Origin of the sequence: Streptomyces pratensis (genome assembly GCF_037137275.1) — a bacterium.
Classification (GTDB): Bacteria; Actinomycetota; Actinomycetes; order Streptomycetales; family Streptomycetaceae; genus Streptomyces; species Streptomyces pratensis_B.
Genome location: NZ_JBBBEN010000045.1, coordinates 1 through 23272, shown reverse-complemented (window position 1 = coordinate 23272; position 23272 = coordinate 1). Strand labels below are relative to the sequence as shown.

At 72.7% G+C, this 23272-nt stretch carries 17 protein-coding genes, 1 tRNA gene and 3 pseudogenes; 17 read left to right on the top strand and 4 right to left on the bottom strand.

Annotated features, from left to right (window positions below; genetic code table 11):
- Nucleotides 1-12 precede the first annotated feature (12 nt).
- From V9U70_RS00615 to V9U70_RS00585, 7 genes and pseudogenes are all read left to right on the top strand, one after another.
- Complete coding sequence (locus V9U70_RS00615; protein ID WP_336672400.1) at nt 13-642, top strand: GNAT family N-acetyltransferase; 630 nt, start codon at nt 13-15, stop codon at nt 640-642.
- Between the two features lie 157 nt (nt 643-799).
- Nucleotides 800-2014, top strand: a complete 1215-nt coding sequence (sepX, locus tag V9U70_RS00610) for a divisome protein SepX/GlpR (RefSeq protein WP_336672399.1) — start codon at nt 800-802, stop codon at nt 2012-2014.
- 87 nt (nt 2015-2101) lie between these two features.
- Nucleotides 2102-2175, top strand: a tRNA-Ala gene (locus tag V9U70_RS00605).
- 181 nt (nt 2176-2356) lie between these two features.
- Nucleotides 2357-2942 (top strand): annotated as a pseudogene (locus V9U70_RS00600) (TetR/AcrR family transcriptional regulator).
- Nucleotides 2943-3074: 132 nt separating this feature from the next.
- Nucleotides 3075-3440: pseudogene (locus V9U70_RS00595) on the top strand (SDR family NAD(P)-dependent oxidoreductase); the annotation flags it as partial.
- A pseudogene (locus V9U70_RS00590) lies at nt 3440-3619 on the top strand (SMP-30/gluconolactonase/LRE family protein); the annotation flags it as partial. The pseudogenes V9U70_RS00595 and V9U70_RS00590, both read left to right, overlap by 1 nt.
- Before the next feature lie 491 nt (nt 3620-4110).
- On the top strand, nt 4111-5319 hold the full coding sequence (locus V9U70_RS00585) for a S1 family peptidase (protein WP_336672398.1): 1209 nt from the start codon (nt 4111-4113) through the stop codon (nt 5317-5319).
- 75 nt (nt 5320-5394) lie between these two features.
- On the opposite strand, the gene V9U70_RS00580 is transcribed toward V9U70_RS00585, so the two are convergent.
- On the bottom strand, nt 5395-6447 hold the full coding sequence (locus tag V9U70_RS00580; RefSeq protein WP_336672397.1) for a helix-turn-helix domain-containing protein: 1053 nt from the start codon (nt 6445-6447) through the stop codon (nt 5395-5397).
- Between the two features lie 193 nt (nt 6448-6640).
- Here V9U70_RS00580 and V9U70_RS00575 point away from each other — a divergent pair, with 193 nt between their 5' ends.
- A complete protein-coding gene (locus V9U70_RS00575; RefSeq protein ID WP_336672396.1) occupies nt 6641-8131 on the top strand; it encodes a sigma-70 family RNA polymerase sigma factor in 1491 nt (496 codons plus the stop codon).
- A gap of 44 nt (nt 8132-8175) precedes the next feature.
- Entirely contained in the window at nt 8176-8637 is a 462-nt protein-coding gene (locus tag V9U70_RS00570; protein ID WP_336672395.1) for a GNAT family N-acetyltransferase, read from the top strand.
- 143 nt (nt 8638-8780) lie between these two features.
- Here V9U70_RS00570 and V9U70_RS00565 read toward each other — a convergent pair whose 3' ends face one another.
- Nucleotides 8781-9266, bottom strand: a complete 486-nt coding sequence (locus V9U70_RS00565; protein WP_336672394.1) for a GNAT family N-acetyltransferase — start codon at nt 9264-9266, stop codon at nt 8781-8783.
- Nucleotides 9267-9315: 49 nt separating this feature from the next.
- On the opposite strand from V9U70_RS00565, the gene V9U70_RS00560 reads away from it, so the two are divergent.
- Entirely contained in the window at nt 9316-10131 is an 816-nt protein-coding gene (locus V9U70_RS00560) for an exodeoxyribonuclease III (RefSeq protein WP_336672393.1), read from the top strand.
- Between the two features lie 45 nt (nt 10132-10176).
- Here the strand turns inward: V9U70_RS00560 and V9U70_RS00555 are convergent, their stop codons facing one another.
- Nucleotides 10177-10848, bottom strand: coding sequence for a MerR family transcriptional regulator (locus V9U70_RS00555; RefSeq protein WP_336672547.1), 672 nt, complete (start codon nt 10846-10848; stop codon nt 10177-10179).
- A gap of 168 nt (nt 10849-11016) precedes the next feature.
- On the opposite strand from V9U70_RS00555, the gene V9U70_RS00550 reads away from it, so the two are divergent.
- The 4 genes from V9U70_RS00550 (at nt 11017) to V9U70_RS00535 (ending at nt 14753) form a co-directional block, all read left to right on the top strand.
- Nucleotides 11017-12627, top strand: a complete 1611-nt coding sequence (locus V9U70_RS00550; RefSeq protein WP_336672392.1) for a flavin-containing monooxygenase — start codon at nt 11017-11019, stop codon at nt 12625-12627.
- The gene (locus tag V9U70_RS00545; RefSeq protein ID WP_336672391.1) at nt 12624-13568 is read left to right on the top strand and encodes an alpha/beta fold hydrolase; all 945 of its coding nucleotides are present in this window, start codon (nt 12624-12626) and stop codon (nt 13566-13568) included. The genes V9U70_RS00550 and V9U70_RS00545 overlap by 4 nt, the downstream gene beginning before the upstream one ends.
- Nucleotides 13565-14458: an SDR family oxidoreductase gene (locus tag V9U70_RS00540; protein WP_336672390.1), complete on the top strand. Its 894-nt coding sequence runs from the start codon at nt 13565-13567 to the stop codon at nt 14456-14458. Before V9U70_RS00545 ends, V9U70_RS00540 begins: the two co-directional genes overlap by 4 nt.
- Nucleotides 14459-14561: 103 nt before the next feature.
- The gene (locus V9U70_RS00535; RefSeq protein ID WP_336672389.1) at nt 14562-14753 is read left to right on the top strand and encodes a hypothetical protein; all 192 of its coding nucleotides are present in this window, start codon (nt 14562-14564) and stop codon (nt 14751-14753) included.
- A gap of 365 nt (nt 14754-15118) precedes the next feature.
- On the opposite strand, the gene V9U70_RS00530 is transcribed toward V9U70_RS00535, so the two are convergent.
- Entirely contained in the window at nt 15119-18508 is a 3390-nt protein-coding gene (locus tag V9U70_RS00530; protein WP_336672388.1) for a S41 family peptidase, read from the bottom strand.
- Nucleotides 18509-18694: 186 nt separating this feature from the next.
- Between V9U70_RS00530 and V9U70_RS00525 the strand changes: the two genes are divergently transcribed.
- The 3 genes from V9U70_RS00525 to V9U70_RS00515 all read left to right on the top strand — a co-directional run bounded on the left by V9U70_RS00525 (nt 18695) and on the right by V9U70_RS00515 (nt 23234).
- Complete coding sequence (locus tag V9U70_RS00525; protein ID WP_336672387.1) at nt 18695-19267, top strand: TetR/AcrR family transcriptional regulator; 573 nt, start codon at nt 18695-18697, stop codon at nt 19265-19267.
- 119 nt (nt 19268-19386) lie between these two features.
- On the top strand, nt 19387-21603 hold the full coding sequence (locus V9U70_RS00520) for an MMPL family transporter (RefSeq protein ID WP_336672386.1): 2217 nt from the start codon (nt 19387-19389) through the stop codon (nt 21601-21603).
- A 395-nt stretch (nt 21604-21998) separates the two neighbouring features.
- The gene (locus V9U70_RS00515) at nt 21999-23234 is read left to right on the top strand and encodes an IS30 family transposase (RefSeq protein WP_419723911.1); all 1236 of its coding nucleotides are present in this window, start codon (nt 21999-22001) and stop codon (nt 23232-23234) included.
- Nucleotides 23235-23272 lie beyond the last annotated feature (38 nt).

Below are 23272 nucleotides of genomic sequence, written 5' to 3'. Positions count from 1 at the left end.
GCGACCTGGCCGGTGACGCTGACGGACGGCGAGATCGTCCTGCGCCCGATGAAGATGCGCGACCAGCGCGCATGGCGGGAGGTCAACCGGCGCAACCGCGATTGGCTGCGCCCCTGGGAGGCCACCGTCCCGCCGCCCGCGCCCGGCGGCCCGGTGGCGCAGCGCCCCACGTACCGGCAGATGGTCCGCCACCTGCGCGCCGAGGCGCACGCGGGGCGGATGCTGCCGTTCGCCATCGAGTACGAGGGCCGGCTGGTGGGCCAGCTCACGGTCGCGGGCATCACCTGGGGGTCGATGTGCTCCGGCCACATCGGCTACTGGGTGGACCGCGGCGTCGCGGGGCGCGGGGTCATGCCGACGGCCGTGGCGCTCACCGTGGACCACTGCTTCCGCACGGTGGGTCTGCACCGGGTGGAGGTCTGTATTCGCCCGGAGAACGCGCCCAGCCGCAGGGTCGTGGAGAAACTCGGATTCCGTTCGGAGGGCGTGCGCCCGCGCTATCTCCATATCGACGGGGACTGGCGGGATCACCTGATCTACGCCCTCACCGCGGAGGAGGTGCCCGACGGGATGCTCCGCCGCTGGCGCCGGTCGCGTCCGGCGCCGGAGCGCAGCCCCGGACCTCCCGAGGAAATAAAATAAATGTTCGAATTTGATCGCCGAGTGACGGCAATGGGCCGCACTGGTCTCCGTTGTTGATCCGACCAGTCGGAAAAAATGGCCGCAATATCGGCCGGATCGTGCGACACACCGGGCCAATTGGCGGAGTCTTCCGTGCAAACCCCTCTACGGTGTGAGCGTGAGCAGCAGCGGCCTGATCTACGCAGTCATTGTCGGGGCCTGGGCCGCCTACTTGGTGCCGATGTGGCTCCGCAGGCAGGACGAGCTCAACGAGGCCCGTCCGACGGAACGCTTCAGCACCGCCATCCGGCTGCTGTCCGGACGGGCGGCGATGGAGCGCCGGTACGCCAGGGAGCTGCGGGAGCGCACCGCGCAGGAGGCGGCGCCCGACGTCGACCCGGACAGGGAAACGGACCGTATGGAATCCGTGGACGTCCGGGCCTTCGCCGCGCCTCCGGCGCACACGGAAGCCAGGTTGCGCGACCCGGCGCACGCTCCCGGTCGCAGCTCGGGCCCCCCGGCTTCCGACCCTCCGGCGCACGCCCATCGGCCGCCGGCGCCCCAGTCCGCCGGCCACCCGGCGCCGGAGCACCGGCCCGGCGAGCGGGTCGCCGTACCGGGGCCCGGGGCCCCGCGGCGCCCCCGCTCCGGCACGGCCGACGCCGAGCGGGCCCGACGGGCCCAGCGCTCCCAGGTCCTGGCGCGACGCAGGCGGACCACCATCGTCCTTTTCCTGGCCTTCACCCTCGGGGCGATCGTCGCGGCGGTCGGCGGTCTCGGATTCCTGTGGGCCCCGGCGGTGCCGGCCGTGCTGCTGAGCACGTACATCGTGCATCTGCGGACCCAGGAGCGCCGGCGGTTCGCCTTCACGATGGACCGTCGGCGGGCCGAGGCCGCGGCGCAACGGCTGCGGGAGAACAGGCCCCGCAGGCACCAGCCCGCGGCCCCCGCCCCCGCCGAGGCCGACGAGGACGCCGAGGCGCACCACCCGGAGCCGGAGCCCACCCCCGTCGTCTCCCCCCAGGAGGCCGGCCGTCGCGCCCTCGTCGAGCAGACGGACCACGCGGAGTGGGTGGACCAGCAGCGTGAGCGCGGCCGGGTCCAGGGGGACAGCTGGGAGCCCGTCCCCGTACCGCTGCCCACCTACGTCACCGCCCCCGTCGCTCCCCGGGCCACGGGCGGCGTCGAGGTCGGCGACCCGGAGACCTGGAGCGCGGCCCGCTCCAGCACGGCCGAGCCCACCCAGACGGGCACGTCGCACCCGACCGCGCCCGCGGTCGACCCCGCGCCGCGCCAGCGCACCAACCAGTCCCGCCGCACCCGCGACCGCGGCAGGACCCCGCTCTTCGACCAGTACGACGACGAGGACCGGCCGCGTGCGGCCAACGAGTGAGCTTCCCCGGAACCCGACACCGCTGACCAGCGGAGGAACGGATTTCCAAGCACCCCCACGAGGGTGCTAGAGTTTCACACGTCGCAAGGGCCTGTGGCGCAGTCTGGTAGCGCACCTCGTTCGCATCGAGGGGGTCTGGGGTTCAAATCCCCACAGGTCCACAACGCGACTGTTCTTGAGTCAGCTCAGGAATGGTGACGAGATCCCGTCCGATCGAAAGATCGGGCGGGATCTTCGTCGTTCTACGGGGTCGGTGGAGGCTTGTTCGCGGCGGCGGGCGGGACGTTCGACCGGAGGCCGCGGGTCGCGCAGGCGACAGGGCCGGGGCGCTACCCTCGCGAGGTGACGCAGCGACCCGTGCCCGACGCGCGGAGGCCCGCGAGCGGCGGTCCCAAGGCTGCCGCTCGCAAACGCGCTCATCGCCGCGGCCCGGGAGGTCTATGCGGAGCAAGGGCTGGACGCACCGCTGTCCGCGATCGCACGTCGGGCCGGGGTCGGCCAGGGCGTGCTCTACCGGCACTTTCCCGGCCGGGCCGCCGTGGCTACCGCAGTGCTGGACGAGAACGTCCGGCAGATCGAGGAAGCGGCGGCGCGCAACATGGACCTGGCCGGAGTCCTGGGCGTGGTGACCTGGCACCTGACGGAGTCGGCGGCCTTCATCAGCGTTCTTCACACCGACGGGAAGGCCAACGCCTCCGAGGCCCCCGCGTACGCTCTGGCACTGTCCCAGCGGGTCGAACGGGCTCTGCGTTCGCGGCTGCCTCAAGACCATCCGCTCGCCGCGGAGCCGGACGATCTGATGATCGCCGTCGGCATGATCTCCGGGGCCGTCACCGGTCCCACCCGCAAGCACCGGGAACGCCGGGCGCGGGCGGCCTGGCGGTTGCTCGGCGTCGAGGTGGGACCGGTGCAGCCCTTCGGGCAGTGAGCCGGGCGGAGGTGTCAGCGGCCCTTCGGGCCGGCGGATGCCGCTGGGCGAGGCGGTGAAGGCGTAGAGGCCGCCCTTCCCGGAAGCTGACGGGCCTACACGCCCGGGTCTCTCCGGGGCGGCGGACGCAGCGTGATCTTCACCGGAGCGGGGTCGGGGATCGGACGGGCTGCTGCGCTCGCCTTCGCCGCACAGGGCGACCGCGTCGTGGTGGCGGACCTCAACGTCGAAGGGGCCGCCACGGTCGTCAGGGACATCGAGCGGGCGGGCGGCACGGCCGTGGCCGTCACGGGCGACCTGAGCGATCAGGCCGTCGTGGACCGGGTGACGGCTACAGCCGTGGAGAGGTTCGGCGGCGTGGACGTCCTGGTGAACAACGCCGGGATCATGGGCAGCATGTCGGCCCTGGCCGACGTGAGTGACGCCGAGTGGGAGCGGGTGATCCGCGTCAACCTGACCGCGCCCTTCCTCCTCCCCCGCGCTGTCCTGCCGCACATGAGCACCTGGCGACCGTGGAAGTCCCGGCCCGTGCCGCCAGAGGGCTGGAGTCGGCGACCAACGTGGCCATCGCGCCCGGGGGCACGCGGGCGTACATGACCGTCAGTGGGCCGGGCGGGGGCTACCTGTACACCTTCGACGCGCCGGCCAAGGGCATTCGCCAGTCCAACGGCGGCTGACCCGGTCAGTCTTCACCGGGCCGCACAGGTCTCACCGCGACGCCCGGCAGCCGCCAGGCCGACCGTGCCGGCGCCCGGAAGGGAGGGCTCGCGGCCGGGGGCCGGCGGTTGGTTTCCCGGGTACGGCCGGACGGACGGAGAGCTGCCGGGCCGGGATCTTCCCCGTCGAGGCCACGACGCGTGGGCAGCACCTCCTCTGAGGTCAACTGCCGCTTACGGCAGGCCTGTTGGCGGTCGTGCTGGTAAGAGTGCGTCGGCGCGTCCGGCGGGTTTTGAAGGGTCTGTCTACAGTTCTCGGCCAGTTCTGTAGAAAAGACCTGCATCTTTGCTTCTTGTCCCGGCAGTTGCGGCTGCGCCAGAGTGCGGGGCGCGGCGACAGGAACATGTCATCGCCGCCGGGCAGTGTCCATGGAACACACCGCGTGTCCCCACACGCGGTGTGGCCACCCCCCCATTGTCTGGACGCTCGCCTGCGTAGCGGAAGGAAACGCGTGAAGCACGGTAGGAACAACGCGCGCACATACCTCGTGGCCGCCTCGATCGGCGTCCTCCTGTCGGCCGGAGCCGCCACAGGAGCCCACGCCGGTACGGTGCCGGAGCCCTCGGCGCCGGCGTACCAGCCGGAGATGGTCCAGGCCCTCGCGGAAAGCCTGGGCGTCAGCGAGAAGGCGGCTGTGGCGCGGCTGGACCGGGAGGCCCGGCAGCAGGACCGGTTCGCGGAGCTGCGGAAGGACCGGGTCGACACGCTCGGGGCCTTCTTCGCCGCCGACGGCTCCCTGGTCGTCAACGCCGCCGACGCGGAGGCGGCCGAGCAGGTCAGGGCGGCCGGGCTGAAGGTCCGCGTTCCGGAGCGCGGGGAGGCCGCCCTCGACCGCATCAAGGCCCAGCTCGACGCCAAGGCGGTCCGAAGCGCCCCGGCCGGGGTGTCCGCCTGGTCCGTCGACCTCGCGTCGGACACCGTGACCGTCGAGGTCAACGGCGCCTCTGACGCGGCCACCCGCGCCTTCCTCAAGGCGGCGAAGAGCAACGGCGACGCCGTGCGCGTCGTCGAGGGGCGCACGAAGCTGGAGACCCAGGCCGTCGTCCCGCCCGGCAGCCGGATGACCTTCGACGGTTACCTCTGCTCCGTGGGCTACGGGGCCACGGACCGCTCGGGCAACCAGGTCCTCGTCACGGCCGGGCACTGCGTGGAGGATCTGCCCGCCCTGTCCTACAACGGTTCGCGGTTCGCCACCGCCACGCACACCCGGTTCGCGCTGGGCGCCCGCAGCGTCGACATGGGCATCGCGGCGGTGGACTCCGACGACTCGATCGGCCTCGACGTCACCACGTACGGCAAGGCCGGCGCCGTCCCGGTCAGGGGCAGCAAGCGGGCCCCCTCCGGCGCCGCGCTGTGCAAGTCCGGCCAGACCACCGGATGGACCTGCGGCAAGGTCGGCTCCTACAACGTCAGCGTCACCTACACCGACCAGAACGGCGGCCCGGACACCGTGGTGACCGGGCTGGCCAGCTCCAGCGTCTGCACCCAGGGAGGGGACAGCGGGGGCGCGTACATCTCCGGCGACCAGGCCCAGGGCATGACGTCCGGAGGCCCCAGCGGCCAGCGGTGCGGCGGCGGGGTCAACGCGCGGGGCTCGTCCTACTTCCAGCCGCTCGACGACGCACTCGCGTACTACGGGCTGAGGCTCAACACCAAGTAGCCGCCCCTCCCGGCACGGGCCCACGCGAGGGGGTCCGTGCCGGGGAGCGCGCCTTTGACGCGGGAGACCGTCCACTCATCCTGGGCGGTCTCCCGCCCCACCCGTTCCCGGCCCGAACTCCCACGCCACCCCGTGGACGCCGGGCTTGCACCGGGAGGCGAGCACATGGACGTTGTGGGAGTCGCTGAGCGGGATGCGCCGTCGGCCTCGGGGCGGTTCGCCGACCTTCTCGCGGGTGTAGCGGTGGCAGTCCGACGGCAGCGCGCCGGGGTGGAAGAAGACCTGCTGGAGATACTCGTGGAGGTTCGTCCGCGACCAGCGTTCGTAGTGCGTGGCCGGCGTCCGGGACGGGCTCACGTCGACCGCGTAACTCACCACCGTGGTGTCCAGTTTGGCCAGCTCCCGGCCAAAACGGACTTCCAGGACGAGGGACTTCAGCCCCTTCAGGTACGTGGCGTCCACGAGGCGTCCGCAGGTGACCCGGATGTCGACGGGCTCGGCCTCCTCGTCGTCGAAGCTGTGCACGAAGATCACCCGGTCGGCCCCCGCCCGGTGGGCCCGCAGCACGTTGGTGGTGGAGATCGAGCTCAGCGTCGCGTTCTCACCGACCGTCACGATGTCGTGGACCACCAGCGAACTGGTCTCCTGGTTGAAGTGGCGGAACCGCGCGCCGAGCGCCTTCTCCACCACCGAGTCCTCCCCGAGCACATGGAGCGCGGCGCCCGCGTCGCCCGCCGGCGTGGTCCGGCCGCGAGGGCGGCGCGGCCCCACCAGCGAACGCAGGGCCCCGGCGGGCAGCTCCAGGATCTCCTCCAGGACGTCCACCGCACGCAGCGACCGGGCCCGCTCCGGCTGGCTGCGCCCGCGTTGCCAGCTGCTCAGCGTGGCCTGGCTGATGGCGATGCCGCGTACCCGGAGCCGTTCGCTCACCCGCTCCAGCGACAGCCCCCTGCGGCCCAGCGCCTCCCGCAGCGCGCCGGGGAAGGTGTCGGCGCCCGTCGCCGCCGCGTGCAGGGCCGATGCGGTGATGGCCTCGCCCGTCCGGGCCGCGGTGGCGTGCGCCCGGGCCGTGCGGGCCTCGTCCACAGCCTCCGTCGGCCCGCGACCGGTCTCTGTTCTGCTCGACATGTCCCTCCCGTTCCCGGCACTCTCCTGGCGGGGCGGCCGGCAGGCCCCCGCATACTGGTTGACCACCGGAGGGGGGACGGATAACAAAACCCCCAGGGGTGACCTGTCCCACACCCTCCCGGGGGCGCTGTCCGCGCTCCCGTCCGCGCCGGGACGAGAGCACGTGGTGAATCGGAACGAAGGGCGTGAACGCGTGGACAGCACCGCTGCGGTCATCGCGGCGAAGAACGGCGACCGGGCCGCCGGGGAACGGCTGGCCGCCCAGTACCTGCCACTCGTCTACAACGTCGTCGGACGGGCACTGAACGGCCACCCGGACGTGGACGACGTCGTGCAGGAGACCATGCTCCGGGCGATGTCCGGCCTGCCCGCCCTGCGCGACCCGGCCCGCTTCCGCTCCTGGCTCGTCGCCATCGCCATGAACCAGGTCCGCGCCCGCTGGTCGGGACTCGGCCGGCGGCCCGCCCCGCTGGACGGGGCCGAGGAGCCGGCCGACCCCGCCGCCGACTTCGTCGACCTGACGATCTGGCGCCTCGAACTCTCCGGCCAGCGGCGCGAGACCGCAGAGGCGACCCGCTGGCTGGACGACTCCGAACGCGATGTGCTGTCCCTGTGGTGGCTGGAGGCGACCGGGGAACTCACCCGGGCCGACCTCGCCGACGCGCTCGCCCTCTCCCCCCGGCACGCCGCCGTACGCGTCCAGCGGGTGAAGAACCAGCTCGACGTCGGCCGCACGGTCGTGCGCGCCCTGCGGGCCGAACCCCGCTGCCCGGCCCTGGAGGAGCTGGTGGGCGACTGGGACGGCACGCCGACGCCCCTGTGGCGCAAGCGGATCGCCCGGCACGTGCGCGGCTGCGCCTCCTGCTCGAAGAGCGGTACGGGACTGCTCCCGCCGGAGGGCCTGCTCTCCGGCCTCGCCCTCGTCGTGCCCCTCTACGACAGCGGGCAGCACGCCACGGCGGCCGTCGCCTCCTCGGTCGCCCCGGCCTCGTCCGCCGCGCCTTCCGCCTCCACCGCGTTCTCGGCCGGGAAGGCGGCGGGGCTCCTGGCCGCCGGGGCCGCCGTCGCCTCCCTCGCCGTACTGCTCTGGCCCTCCGCCCCCGCACCGCCGGAGCCCCGAGCCCAGCGCGCCACGCACCTGCCCGCGCCCCCGGCCGCCGCTCCGGCCGTGCCGGCCCCCGCGCCCTCCACGGCCGCGCCCTCGCCGAGCCCCGCCGCCCCCTCCCGGACGCCCTCCGCCGTCGCCCCGCGGTCCGCCGCCCCGCGACCCACCGCATCGCCCGCGCCCCCCGCCCCGCCCCCCGGACCGGAGGCCCGCCTCGTCTCCCGGGTCAACGTCCTGCGCGGGGAGAACGGCTGCCCCGAGCTGCGCACCGACCCCCGGCTGACGCGGGTGGCGCAGCGGCACTCCGCGGACATGGCCGCACGCGGCTCCTTCGGCCACACCGACTCAGCGGGCCGGGGCACGGGCGAGCGGGTGAGCGCCGAGGGCTACGGCTGGTCGGCCGTCGGCGAGACCATCGCGACCGGCATGAGCGACCCGGCCGAGGCAGTCGAGGAGTGGCGTCGCGACCCCGGCCGCGGCGGCTCCCTCTTCAACTGCGACTTCGTCCACGTGGGCGTGGGCATCGCCGACTCCCCGCGCGGCCCTTACTGGACCCAGGTCCTGGCCGCCCCGCGGTGAGCGGCCGGGCCGGTTGTCAGTGCCCGGCGCCAGACTCCGTGGGCATGGAGACCGTCGTACAGCTCAGAGATGTGGACCCGGCCGACCTGGAGGCCTTCCTCGCGTACGAGCACGACCCGGAGGCGGTCCGCAGGTCCCGGTTCGCCCCGCGGGAGAGGAAGGCCTTCATGGCGCACTGGCACGCGAAGGTGCTGGGCGACCCCTCGGTCTTCGTGCAGACGGTCCTCGTGGACGGCGAGCCGGCCGGGAACGTCGTCGCCTGGTGGGAGGGGGACCGGCGGTTTCTCGGTTATTGGTTCGGCCGTCCGTACTGGGGCCGGGGCGTCGGCACCGCGGCGCTGACGGCGTTCCTGGAGCGGGAGCCCGCCCGTCCGCTCCACGCCGATCCGGCCGTGGGCAACACCGGCTCGGTCCGGCTGCTGGAGAAGTGCGGGTTCAAGGCGGCCGGCCTGGCCGCGCACGGTGAGGACGAGCACGTGCTGCTGGTGCTCGGCCGAGAGGTCTGAGCGACCGCCCGGCAGCCGTGCCGCCACCGGGCCGCTTCCGGTCGGCCGCCGGTTTGGCCCCGGTCCCTGCGGCGTGCGCCCTGCGGAGTGCGCCCCGCGGACGGGGCGGGCGCGCGGGCTCCGCCGGGCGCCGGGGCCGGGGGTCAGGGGTGCTGGAGCTTCTTGGCCATGCAGATGCTGCTGTCGTACGTCCGGTAGTAGCCGAACTTGTCGCACACCTCGTAGCCGCTCGACGCGTAGAGCGCGATGGCCTCCGGCTGCTGGTCGCCGGTCTCCAGGACCATCCGGAGCCGGCCCGCGGCCCGCGCGTCATCCTCCAGGGCGGCCAGCATCCGGCGGGCCAGCCCCCGGCCCCGGTCCTCGGGGACCACGAACATCCGCTTGATCTCGGCGTCGCCGTCGAGATAGCCCTCGTCGTTGTGGTTCTGGGTCCGCCAGCCGCCGGTGGCCACCGGGCGGCCCAGCTCGTCGTAGGTGAGCAGATACAGACCGCGAGGCGGCAGGAACATCGAGGGGTCCAGCGGTGTGATATCGCCCTCGTCGCCATAGCGCTCGGCGTATTCGAGCTGCACCTGGTCATTGAGTTTGACGGCGTCGGGGTGGTCGAAAGGCCGAGGCTGAATAAACATGCTTTATATGGTACATCTATGCGTAGGGTGGAGTGGGTACTGTTTCGGAATGCTCACAGTGACCTCCGTGAATGTTAATGGGCTCCGCGCCGCCGCCAAGAAGGGCTTCGTCGAGTGGCTGGCGGGCACCGAGGCCGACGTCGTCTGCCTCCAGGAAGTGCGGGCCGAGCTCTCCCAGCTGCCCGCCGGAGTGGGCGCCCCCGAAGGCTGGCACACCGTCCACGCCCCCGCCGCGGCCAAGGGGCGGGCCGGGGTCGCGCTCTACTCGCGGCAGGCGCCCGAGCGGGTCCAGATCGGCTTCGGCGGCTTCGGGGCGCCCGGCGCGGAGGAGTTCGACACGAGCGGCCGGTATGTGGAGATCGACCTCCCCGGCGTCACGGTCGCGAGCCTGTACCTTCCCTCCGGCGAGGTCGGCACCGAGCGCCAGGACGAGAAGGAACGCTTCATGGCCGCCTTCCTGCCCTACCTCCAGGGGCTGCGGGCGCGGGCGGCGGAGGGCGGCCGTGAGGTCGTGGTCTGCGGTGACTGGAACATCGCCCACCAGGAGGCCGACCTGAAGAACTGGAAGGCCAACCGCAAGAGCTCCGGTTTCCTGCCGGAGGAGCGCGCCTGGCTGAGCCGGGTCCTTCAGGAAGCGGCGTATGCGGACGTCGTGCGCGAGCTGCACCCGGACGTCGCCGGACCGTACTCCTGGTGGTCCTACCGGGGGCGCGCCTTCGACAACGACGCGGGCTGGCGGATCGACTACCAGATGGCGACCCCGGGTCTCGCCGGGCGCGCGGTGAAGGCCTGGGTCGAGCGGGCCGCCACGCACGGGGAGCGCTGGAGCGACCATGCGCCGGTGACGGTCGTGTACGAGCGGTAGCGCCGACGGCGGTCGGGCCCCAGGGCGCCGGTCGCCCGACCGGCGTCAGCCTGCCTCCGGCTCCGCCCCGGCGTCCTCCTCCTGTGGCCGCCGCGTACCGTCCTCGCGGCGCAGCCGGCGGTCCAGGGCCATGGACAGCTCCGCGTCCACCACCGCGCGGGCCAGCGGGCGCAGTTGGGCCGGTTCGGTCTCCGCGGCGTGGGCATGCAGTACGCGTACGAAGATCTCGGCGAGCGCGTCCGCGTGCTCGCGGACGCGGCGGCCCGAGGAGAGCACCGTGGACAGCGGCACCCCTTCCCGTACGAGCTCGGCCGACACCTCCAGCAGGCGGCGGCTGATGTGGACGATCTCGTCCCCGTCGGTGGCGAGATATCCGAGGTCCAGCGCGGTGGCCAGATTCTCCGGGGTGACCTCGCTCTCGAAGTAGTCCGCGAGCTGTTCCGGGGTGAGGCGTACGGGGGTCTCCTCCGTCGGCTCGCCCAGACCCAGCACCTCGGCGACATCGCGTCCGCTCTCGAAGGTGGCGGCCAGGTCCGCGATGCCGTTGAGGGTGTGGCCGCGTTCCAGCAGGCCCGTGATCGTCCGCAGCCGGGCCAGGTGGTGGTCGTCGTACCACGCGATCCGGCCCTCGCGCCGGGGCGGTGGGATGAGCCCGCGCTCCCGGTAGAAGCGCAGGGTCCGCACGGTGATGCCGGCCTCCTTGGCCAGCTCCTCCATGCGGTATTCGCGGTGCTCGCGTCCTTCAGCCACAGGGGCACCCTATGTCGTACCGTCAGTAACTTTCCTCGGCCCGACCCCTACCCATCAGTACGCGCCTGCTCTACTCTCCGAACAATGCCAGTGATTGCTGGCAGAGTCGCGTGACGTACCGCGGGAGGCGGCAGCATGGCCCAGCAGGAGCACGTACGTGTGGCGGTGATCGGTACCGGATTCGGGGGCCTGGGGGCCGCCGTCCGGCTGCGCCGCGAAGGCATCACCGATTTCGTCGTCCTGGAGCGCGCCGACTCCGTGGGCGGCGCCTGGCGGGACAACAGCTATCCGGGCTGTGCCTGCGACGTGCCGTCCCACCTCTACTCGTTCTCCTTCGCCCCCAACCCGGACTGGCCGCGCACCTTCTCCGGCCAGGAACACATCCGGGCCTACCTGGAGGGCGTCGCCGACACCTTCGGGCTGCGTCCGCACATCCGGCTGAACCACGAGGTGAAGCTGATGAGCTGGGACAAGGAGAACCTGTACTGGGTGATCGAGTGCGCGGGCGGGACCACGCTCCGCGCGGACGTCGTCGTCTCCGCCACCGGCCCGCTCTCCGACCCCAAGACCCCCGACATACCCGGGCTCGACTCCTTCCCCGGCAAGGTCTTCCACTCCGCGCGCTGGGACCACGACTACGACCTGACCGGCAAGCGCGTCGCCATGGTCGGGACGGGCGCGTCCGCCATCCAGATCGTCCCGGCGATCCAGCCGAAGGCCGGAAAGCTCACGCTCTTCCAGCGGACGCCGCCCTGGGTGATGCCGCGGATGGACCGCACCATCAGCAAGGCCGAGCGCGCTCTGCACCGGGCCGTCCCGGCCACCGGCACCGCCCGCCGCGGACTGCTGTGGGGGATAAGGGAGTTGCAGGTCAGCGCCTTCACCAAGCACCCCGACCAACTGGGCCTGGTGGAGAAGATAGCCAAGTCCAACATGGCGCGGGCGATCAAGGACCCGGCGCTGCGGGCCAAGCTGACCCCCTCGTACCGCATCGGCTGCAAGCGCATCCTGCTCTCCAGCACCTACTACCCGGCGCTCGCGCAGCCCAACGTCGACGTGGTGGCCTCCGGACTCAGCGAGGTACGCGGCTCCACCGTCGTCGCCGCCGACGGCAGTGAGGCCGAGGTCGACGCGATCGTCTTCGGCACCGGCTTCCATGTGACGGACATGCCGATCGCGGAGCGGGTCGTGGGCGTGGAGGGCCTCACGCTCGCCGAGACCTGGAAGGACGGGATGAACTCGCTGCGCGGCGCGACGGCGGCCGGCTACCCGAACTGGATGACGATCATCGGGCCCAACACCGGGCTCGGCAACTCGTCGATGATCCTGATGATCGAGTCCCAGCTCAACTACCTGGCCGACTATCTGCGGCAGTTGGACGTGCTGGGCGGCCGCGCCGCGCTCGACGCCCGCCCCGACGCCGTCACCGCGTGGAACGACCGGGTCCAGGAGCGGATGAAGCGCACCGTGTGGAACACCGGCGGCTGCACCAGCTGGTACCTGGACGCGGAGGGCCGCAACACCACCGTCTGGCCGGGAACCACCGGCGAGTTCCGGCGGCAGACCCGGTCGGTGGACCTCGCGGAGTACGACGTCGTCCGCGCCGGGGGCGCACGGCGGCTCGGCGGCGGGGCCGGGCAGGTGCCCGTGCAGCCCGGCCGCGGCGACCGCGAGACCGTCGCCGCCCGCACGGCCCCCGGGGGCCGTGCGGCGGGCGGCTCCGTCGCAGAGGAGACAGCCCGATGAGCCGCCGCCCGCACCGCGTCGAAGCTCCGCCGGCGCCCGCGGCCGAGATCACGGCCCGCTCCGCCGACGGTTCGCGGATACACGTCGAACTCCACGGGCCGAAGGACGCGCCCGCGGTGGTCCTGGCCCACGGCTGGACGTGCAGCACCCGCTTCTGGGACGCCCAGATCAGGGAGCTCGCCACCGACCACCGGGTCATCGCCTACGACCAGCGCGGCCACGGGCTCACCCCCGAACCCGGCCCCGGCGGCTACAGCACCCGGGCACTGGCCGACGACCTCGAAGCGGTGCTCGCCGCGACGCTCGCCCCGGGCCGCAGGGCGGTGCTCGCCGGGCACTCCATGGGCGGGATGACGCTGATGGCCGCGGCCGCACGCCCCGGGCTGCGCGAGCACGCCGCCGCCGTCCTGCTCTGCTCCACCGGCAGTACGCGGCTGACCGCACAGGCCCTCGTCGTGCCGATCCGCGCCGGGGCGCTCCGGACCCGTCTCACAGCCGCCGTCCTGGGCGCGAAGGCCCCGCTCGGGCCCGTCAACCCGGTCTCGAAAAAGCTCCTCAAATACGCGACGATGGGGGCTGGTTCGGCACCGGACCGGGTCGACGCCTGCGCCCGTATCGTGCACGCGTGCCCGCGCCGGGCGAGGGTGGGGTGGGGGCAGGTGCTCGCCGAGCTGGACCTCGCGGCGGGCGTGCGCGAGCTGCGGGCGCCGACCGCGGTGATCGCCGGCACGGACGACCGGCTGACCCCGCCGGTCCACGCGCGCGCCATCGCCGCCGCCCTGCCGGTCGGCCTCGGACTGACCGAGCTGACCGGCGTGGGGCACATGACGCCGGTGGAGGCCCCGGAGGCCGTCACGTCGAAGATCATGGAGCTGGCCGTCCGTTATGTCACCGCGGAAGCTCCGCGGTCCGCCACCGCGGAGAAGGAGGATGTCGCATGAGCAGCAGGCGAAGTCTGGAGGGCCAGGTCGTCGTCGTCACCGGCGCGGCCCGGGGCGTGGGCGAACTGCTGGCCCGCAAGCTGTCCGCACGCGGCGCCACGCTGGCGCTGGTCGGCCTGGAACCCGGCGAGCTCAAGCGGGTCTGCGACCGGCTGCACGGCGAGAGCGGCCACTGGTTCGCCGATGTCACCGACCACGAGGCGATGGCCCAGGTCGCCCGCGAGGTCAAGGAGCGGTTCGGCAAGGTCGACGTGGTGGTCGCCAACGCGGGCGTCGCCGCGGGCGGCCCGTTCGCCGACTCCGACCCGGTGGCGTGGCGGCGGGTCATCGAGGTGAACCTCATCGGCGGCGCGGTCACCGGGCGGGCCTTCCTGCCGGTGCTGATGGAGAGCCGCGGCTACTTCCTCCAGATAGCGTCGCTGGCCGCGCTCACCCCGGCCCCGATGATGAGCGCCTACTGCGCGTCCAAGTCCGGCGTCGAGGCGTTCGCGCACAGTCTGCGGGCCGAGGTCGGCTACAAGGGCGTCCGGGTGGGGGTCGGTTACCTCTCCTGGACCGACACCGACATGGTGCGCGGCGCGGACCGGGACGACGTGATGCGCGAGCTGCGCCAGCGGCTGCCGTGGCCGATGAACCGCACGTATCCGCTCGGCCCGGCCGTCGAGCGGATCGTGGTCGGCATCGAACGGCGCTCGGCCCACGTGTACGCCCAGTGGTGGCTGCGTGGGATGCAGTCGGTGCGCGGCTGTCTGCCCTCCGTCATCGCGCTGGGCGGACAGCGGGAGATGCGACGCTTCGAACCACGTCTGCGGAGCATGCCGAAGGGGCTGGTGGGGGCCGGTGGCGCGGCCGACCAGGAGGCCCGCTCGGAGCGCGCTGACCTACCGTAACGGTACGAAATGCGTCGTATGCCGGGTCGTGTAACGCTGGGCGAGGCCTCGCAGGGGGCCGTTCCCCCCCCCGTACTCCCCAGCATCCCCAGGAGTGAACAGCATGGGCATCGCCGACCAGTTCAAGGACAAGGCGCAGGAGCTCGCCGACCAGGCCAAGCAGAAGACCGGCGAGGGCAAGGACCAGGCCAAGGACCGGGCCTCGCAGGACCGCGACCAGGAGTCGGACGCGCCGGGCATGAAGGACCGGGCCCAGGACGCGTCGGACCGGGCGCGGAAGCGTTTTGACCGCTGACGGTCGCTGAGATGTGACGCGTGCGCACGGCGCCGCACGCGCCACCTCAGGAGGCGCACCCGGGTGACNGGGTGCGCCTCCTCCTTGTCGGGGGCGGCCCGCTCGCGCCCCCTCGCGCGGAAGGTGGTCCCGCGGGCCTGCCGTCACGTCGCGGTGCGACGCCGTTGACCGCGCCGACCGGTGCGGAGGCCTCAGTGCTGAGCGAGCACTTCACGGCCGTGGCCGACCGGCAGACGCACGGCCGCCGGGTGACGCTCTACGAGCGGCGGACCCCGGCCGGCTGAGCCCGGCCCCCGCGCCCCGGCTCGTGAAACGGCCCCCGCGCCCCCGCCCCCGGCCTCCTGCCGCCCCGGGGCTCCAGGACCTCAGGAGTTCCGCGGCGGCAGGGGCGGCCGGCGCAGGTCCGGGGCCGTGTCGTACGACGGCGGGGTCGCCGCCGGGTGGGCGGCCAGCAGGTCCAGGGCGATGCGGACCGCGTCGTCCAGCACCGCGTACCGGCCCTCCGCCCAGTCCAGCGGGGTCCGCAGGGCCTCCACGTCGGGTTCCACGCCGTGGTTCTCCACCGACCAGCCGTACGTGTCGAACCAGGCCGCGTTCATCGGCACCGTGATCACCGTGCCGTCGCCCAGCCGGTGGCGACCGGTCATGCCGACCACGCCGCCCCAGGTCCGCTGGCCCACCACCGGGCCCAGCTTCAGCAGCCGGAACGCGGCGGTGATCATGTCGCCGTCGGACGAGGTCGCCTCGTCGGCCAGGGCCACCACCGGGCCGCGGGGCGAGTTGGAGGCGTAACTCACCGCCTGGGCGTTGCGGGTGAGGTCCCAGCCGAGGATCTTGCGGGTCAGCTTCTCCACCACCAGCTCGCTGATGTGGCCGCCCGCGTTGCCCCGTACGTCCACGATCAGCGCGGGCCGCGCCACCTCGAGCCGCAGGTCCCGGTTGAACTGGGCCCAGCCGGAGCCGCCCATGTCCGGGATGTGCAGGTAGCCGCACTTGCCGCCGCTCAGCTCCCGGACGACGTCCCGCCGTTTGGCGACCCAGTCCTGGTAGCGGAGCGGGCGTTCGTCGACCAGGGGCATGACCGCCACCCGGCGCGACGGCCCGCCGCCCGCCGGGGTGAACGTCAGCTCCACCGTCGTGCCGCCCGCCGCCGTCAGCAACGGGTAGGGACCGGCCACCGGGTCCACCGGACGGCCGTCGACGTGGGTGAGGACCGCGCCCTGTCTGATCCCGGTGCCGGCCAGCGGGGACCGCGCCTTGGAGTCCGACGAGTCGCCGGGCAGGATGCGCTGGACCGTCCACGCGCCGTCCCGGCAGACCAGGTTGGCGCCGAGCAGGCCGATCGCCCGCTGGTAGTGCGGCGGGCCCTCGTTGCGCCGGGCGGGGGAGACGTAGGCGTGCGAGGTGCCCAGCTCGCCCAGCACCTCGCGCAGCAGATCGGCGAACTCGTCGGGGGAGGCGACCCGTTCGACGAGGGGGCGGTACTGGTCCAGCACCGCGTCCCAGTCGATGCCGCACATGTCGGGCTCCCAGAAGTAGGAGCGGATGATCCGGCCCGCCTCCCCGTACGCCTGCCGCCACTCCGCCCCCGGGTCGACCTCGTGCAGGATGCGGCGCAGGTCCAGGTAGACGGTGGAGTCACCGTCGCCGGGCTCGGTCGCCGGCACGGCGCGCAGTTCACCGTCGTCCATCACGACGAGGCGCGAGCAGTCGCCGCTGACCGCGAACCAGTCGAGGTGGTCGACCAGTTCGGTCCTACGGGCCTTCGCGATGCTGAAGTGCTCCAGGGTGGGGCGCCCGGACATGTCGGCCGGGTTCGCGAACGTCTCGCCCAGCGCCCCGGAGATCGGCCAGCGCAGCCAGACGAGCCCGCCGCCGCTGACGGGGCGCAGCGCCGAGTACTTCGAGGCGGAGACCGGGAACGGCGTCACCCGGCTCTCCAGGCCCTCGAACTCCACCCGGACCGGCGACCCCTCGGCCGTGCCCGCGTCCGGGACGTCCACTGGGTCCAGACCGCCCGCCGCCGGCCGCCCGTCCGGGGAGAGCGCGAAGGGGGAGGGGGTGGCGGAGGAGAGCGGGACGAGGTAGGGGCGGCAGCCGAGCGGGAAGGACAGGTCCCCGGTGTGGACGTCGTAGACCGGGTCGAAACCCCGCCAGGACAGGAACGCGAGGTAGCGGCCGTCCTCGGTGAAGACCGGGTTCTCGTCCTCGAAGCGGCCGTTGGTGACGTCGACGACCGCCGGCGCGCCGGGGCCGGAGATCCGGGCCAGCTTGATCTGCCGCAGCGCCCGTCCGACACCCGGGTGCGACCAGGTCAGCCAGTCGCCGTCGGGGGAGAAGGCCAGATCGCGGACCGGGCCGTTGACCGAGCGGATCAGCTCGGTGACCCCGGGGTGCGCGTTCGGGGGCGTGCTGTCGGGGACGGCCGCGCCCGTGGCCGCGTGGAGGTCGGCGCGGGTCGAGCCGCCCGCTCCGGCCTCGGCCCCGGCGCCCTCCGGCCCGTCCCCCTCCGCGGTGTCCAGGAGCAGCAGGCGGCCGTCGTCAGAGGCGATGGCCAGGCGCTCGCCGTCCGGGGCGGAGACCATCTCCTCCACCCGGCCCAGCTGACCGGAGGCCAGCCGGCGCGGGGGGCGGTCGCCGCTGGCGCGCGGCAGGTAGGCGATCTCGACCGCGTCCTCGCCGTCCGCGTCGGTGACGTAGGCGACCTGGCCGCCGCTGCCGAGCATCTCCGGCAGCCGCACCCGGACGCCCGGGGTGTCGGCGATGGTGCGGGCGGGGCCGTCGCGGTGGGTGAGCCAGTAGAGGCTGCCGCGTACGGTGACGGCGCTGGCCCGCCCCGTCTCGTCCACGGACAGCGAGTCGACGTTGCTGGCGGCGGGCACCTGGGTGACGCGGCGGCCGGTGCGGGGGCCGCCGAGGCGTACCTCCAGCTTGCGGGGGGCGGCGTCCGGCGACCGGAGGTCCTCGACGAGCCACAGGTCGCCGGCGCACTGGTAGATCACCCGGTGGCCGTCGCTGGAGGCGTTGCGGGCGTAGAAGGCGTCGTGGTCGGTGTGGCGGCGGAGACCGGTGCCGTCCGGCCGGCAGGAGTACAGGTTGCCGACGCCCTCGTGGTCGGAGAGGAACGCGATGCGTCCGTCGACGAACATCGGGGAGGCGAGGTGGCCGTCGAGGTCCGGGAGCAGCCGTTCGCCGTGCAGCCACAGCCGGCCGGTGGCCCCGCCCCGGTAGCGCTTCCATGCGGCGGGCTCGTGCGGGGGCGTGCCGGTGAGCAGCAGGGTGCGGCGTTCGCCGTCGATGTCGGCGACCGCGATGTCGGAGACCGGGCCCCAGGGGAGCCGGCCGCCGGGGCTGCCGTCGACGGGGACGCTGTAGGCCCAGGAGAAGTACGAGAACGGCTGGAGGTGCGAGGAGACGGCGAGGATCTGGAGGGCGTCGCCCTGATCGGGGCTCCAGCCGCAGACCCGGGCGTCGGTCGAGCCCCAGTAGGTCAGCCGGCGGGCCGGGCCGCCGTCCACGGGGGCGAGGTGGATCTCGGGGTCCAGGGTGCGCCAGGTCGTGTAGGCGATGGAGCCGCCGTCGGGCGAGAAGCGCGGATGGCTGACCCGGGTCCGGTCGACGGTCACCCGCCAGGCCCGCCCGGGGCGGTGTCCTGCCGCGGCGAGGGGGGCGACCCAGAGGTCGTCCTCGGCCGCGAAGCACATCATGTCCTGGTGGAGGTGCGGGAAACGGAGATACGCGACGTCGTCACTCACCCCTCAATGCTTTCCGCGCCGGGGGCCCGGGGCAACTTGTGGTGCAGCACACAAGCGAAACGATTTCGTTTCGCTCTTTGTTCGAGGTACCTTCAGGTGTACGAAACGGTTTCGTTCGATCCCGGAGGGACGATGCGGAGCACACGACCGGGCCCCGAGGGGCGGGGCGACGAGGGAGGCCGGCACATGGCGCGCACCAGGCTCACACCTGAGCGCGAGGGCGAGCTGTACGCCGCCGTCCTCGACCTGCTCCGCGAGGTCGGTTACGACGCCCTGACCATGGACGCCGTCGCCGCCCGCACCCGGTCGAGCAAAGCCACCCTCTACCGCCAGTGGGGCTCCAAGCCCGCACTGGTCGTGACGGCACTGCGGCACAACAAGCCGGTGAGCCTCGCGGAGATCGACACCGGTTCGCTGCGCGGGGACTTCCACGCCGTGCTGCAACGGACCGACGACTGCCAGATGGAGAAGGACTCCGCGCTGATGCGGGGCCTGAGCCATGCCGTCCACGAGAGTCCCGAGCTGCACCAGGCCCTGCGCGAGCTGCTGATCGAGCCGGAGATGACCGGTCTCGACGAGCTGCTGCGGCGGGCGGTGGACCGGGGCGAGCTGCGCCCGGACAATCCGGCGCTGAAGTACATCCCGCACATGATGATCGGCGCGATCGCCGCCCGTCAGCTGGTCGAGGACCGCGCTGTGGACCAGGCGTTCCTCATCGACTATGTCGACTCCGTGGTTCTCCCCGCCCTCGGTGTCTGACGCCCCGACCCACCCGCACGGCCTTCTCCCCGACGCCCCACCTGACACGCCGCTCTCGTCGTCGGGCTGGTTTCTCACGCCCTTTCTCACGCACACGACCTGACCGGGAGTACGCCCCCGTGGCCACTTTCCTCTACAAGCTCGGACGGCTCGCCTTCCGGCGCCGCCGCTACGTCGCCCTGGTGTGGGTGGCACTGCTGGCACTCGCCGGGTTCGGCGCGGCCTCCGCGTCCACCGCCGCCTCCAGTTCCTTCTCCATACCCGGCACGGAGGCGCAGCGCGCCTTCGACCTGCTGGAACAGCGCTTCCCCGGCACGAGTGCCGACGGCGCGACCGCCCGTGTCGTCTTCAAGGCGCCCGAGGGCGAGAAGGTCACCGACCCTGCCAACAAGGACGAGATCACCGGCATCGTCAAGGAGCTGCGGTCCGGCTCCGACCAGATAGCCGGCGTGGCCGACCCCTTCCAGCAGCAGGCCGTGAGCCAGAACGGCTCGACGGCGTACATCTCGGTCTCCTACAAGGTCAACTCCATGGAGCTGACCGACGCGACCCGCGACTCCCTGAAGGACGCGGGCAAGGACGCCCGGGACAGCGGGATGAAGGTGGAGATCGGCGGTGACGCCCTCCAGGTGATCCCGCACACCGGGGCCGCCGAGATCATCGGTGTCGCCATCGCCGCCGTCGTGCTGGTCATCACCTTCGGTTCGCTGCTCGCGGCCGGGCTGCCGCTGCTGACCGCCCTCATCGGGGTCGGCATCGGGGTCTCGCTCATCACGGCACTGGCCAACGTCCTGGATCTGGGCTCGACCACCTCGACCCTCGCGATGATGATCGGCCTCGCGGTCGGCATCGACTACGCGCTCTTCATCGTCTCCCGCTACCGCGCCGAACTGGCCGAGGGCCGGGAGCACGAGGAGGCCGCCGGGCGGGCCGTCGGCACGGCCGGGTCCGCGGTCGTCTTCGCGGGCCTGACCGTGGTCATCGCCCTGGTCGGCCTCGCCGTCGTCAACATCCCGATGCTGACGAAGATGGGCTTCGCGGCCGCCGGCACGGTCGCCATCGCGGTCGTCATCGCCCTCACCCTCGTCCCGGCCCTGCTGGGCTTCGCGGGCAAGCGGATCATGGGCCGCAGGGCGCGCAAGGCCGCAGAGGCGGAGAACCGCCCCGAGGCCAAGCCGAACATGGGCACCCGCTGGGCGCGGTTCGTGCTGCGCAAGCCGGTCTGGGTGATGCTGGCAGGCGTCATCGGCCTCGGTGTCATCGCCGTACCGGCCGCCTCGCTGGAGATGGGCCTGCCCGACGACGGCGCCCAGCCGAAGTCGACCACGCAGCGCCAGGCGTACGACATGCTCTCCGACGGCTTCGGCCCCGGGTTCAACGGTCCGCTGATGATCGTCGTGGACACCCGGGACAGCTCCGACGGCGAGGCCGCGGTCGCACGGGTCACCGAGGAGATCGAGTCCATCGGCGTCGCCGCCGTCGCCCCGGCCGCCTTCAACGAGGCCGGCGACACCGCGACGATCACGGTCATCCCGAAGGACCGGCCCTCCTCCGTCGCGACGGAAGAGGTCGTCCACTCCATCCGCGACGCGGGCGCGGACATCAAGAAGGACACCGGGGCCGAGGTGCTGGTCACCGGCGCGACCGCGATGAACATCGACTTCTCGCAGAAGATGAACGACGCGCTGCTGCCCTACCTGGCGCTCGTCGTGGGCCTCGCGTTCCTGCTGCTGATGCTGGTCTTCCGCTCGATCCTCGTCCCGCTGAAGGCGGCCCTCGGCTTCCTGCTCTCGGTGGTCGCGGCGCTCGGCGCGGTCGTCGCGGTCTTCCAGTGGGGTTGGCTCGGCTCGCTCTTCGGGGTCGAGCAGACCGGTCCGATCATGAGCATGATGCCGATCTTCATGGTCGGCGTGGTCTTCGGTCTCGCGATGGACTACGAGGTCTTCCTGGTCACCCGGATGCGCGAGGCCTACGTCCACGGCGAGAGCCCGGGGCAGGCCATCGTGACCGGCTTCCAGCACGGCGCGCGGGTGGTCACGGCAGCCGCCGTGATCATGATGGCGGTCTTCGCCGGCTTCATCGGCTCCAGCGAGCAGATGATCAAGATGATCGGCTTCTCCCTGGCCATCGCCGTCTTCTTCGACGCCTTCGTGGTGCGGATGGCGATCGTGCCCGCCGTGCTGGCCCTGCTCGGCAAGCGGGCCTGGTGGCTGCCGCGCTGGCTGGACCGGGCGCTGCCCAATGTGGACGTGGAGGGCGAGAAGCTGCAGAAGCAGCTGACCGACGACTCCGGCCCCGGCGACGGGGGCGGAGAGCGCGAGCTCGTCCGCGCCTGACCGTTCCGCCGCCACGGTCCGCCGGGCCCGCCGGGTCTGGGGGCCCGGCGCGGCCCGTCCGACCCGCCCGGTCTGTTCGACCTGTTCGAGCGGGCCGGGGTCCGGGGCCGCGTTCCGAGTGGAGCGCGGCCCGGGAGCGCCGGCTCGCCCGTGAGGGGCGGGGCGCAGAGGAGGGCCCCCGTGCGCTTGGGTTCTAACGGTCCTCGCAACACCCGCGATCTGTGGGAGTTGCGAGGACCGTGGTCGTTGGACGCGATGACCTTGTGGGGTTGAGGGAGCGTTTCCTTGCGCGGCTTGATGCCGTGGAGAACGTGACCGTGGTGGCGCGGGAGCTGGGGGTGAACCGGAATACTGCCTTCGGCTGGGCCCGGAAGGCCGGACGGAGCTCGGTGCGTCTGCCGCGCCGGCATTCCGGGCGGGACGAGTACGAGCGGCTTCGGGTCGCCGGTGTCGCACGCCGTGTGGCGGCCCGGCAGGTCGGTGTGAACGAGCGCACGGCCAAGGACTGGGACTGGGGCGTCAAGAAGACCGGCACCACGCGCACCTATCCGGACGGGCGCCGTGTCGACTACACCACCGGGACCGTCACGATGGGCGGTGTGACCACGGCACCGGTGGGCCTGACGGCCCTGGACAAGCAGCTCAACCCGCGTTTCCTGACGCTCGCCGAGCGCGAGAAGATCCGCGATCTCCGCGCGGTGGGGCAGTCGCTGCGGGCGATCGGACGTGCCCTGGGACGGCCGGCGAGCACGGTCAAGCGGGAGATCGACGCGAACGCGGGCAGCGAGGGCTACCAGCCCTACGCCGCCCACCGCGCGGCCGCCGCACGCAGGCCCCGGCCCAAGGACCGCAAACTGCTGCGCGAGGGCCGGCTGCGCCGCTTCGTCCAGGACGGACTGCGCACGCGGTGGTCACCGGAGCAGATCTGCCACGCTCTGACGACGGAGCATCCCGACGACGAGAGCATGCGGGTGAGTGTGGAAACGGTCTACCAGGCGCTGTACTTCCAGGCCCGAGGCGGCCTGAAACGGGAAGTGCAGGCCGCCATCCGTTCCGGCCGGACCCGCCGCAAGCCACGCCGGGATCCCGAGCGGCGCACGCCCCGGTTCATCGACCCGATGGTGATGATCAGCGACCGCCCCGCCGACGTCGAGGACCGGGCGGTGCCCGGTCACTGGGAAGGTGACCTGATCATCGGCGCGGGCGGCCGTTCCGCGATCGCCACCCTGGTCGAGCGCTCCACCCGCTACACGATGCTGGTCCACCTGCCCGGCGGCGCCCATGACGCCGAGACCGTCCGCGACGGTCTCGTCCGCACCGTCCAGACGCTGCCCGCCCACCTGCGTGGCTCCCTCACCTGGGACCAGGGCAGCGAGATGGCACGCCACAAACAGTTCAGCATGGCCACCGGAATGCCCGTCTACTTCTGCGATCCCGCCTCGCCCTGGCAGCGCGGCTCGAACGAGAACACCAACGGGCTGCTGCGGCAGTACTTCCCCAAGGGCACCGATCTGAGCGTCCACAGCCCCGAAGACCTCGAACACGTCGCCCAGGAACTCAACGGCCGCCCACGCAAGACGCTCGGCTGGGCAAACCCAGCCGAGCGTCTACGTGATCTACTCACCACCTAAACCCAGTGGTGTTGCGACGACCCCTGGAACCCAAGGCG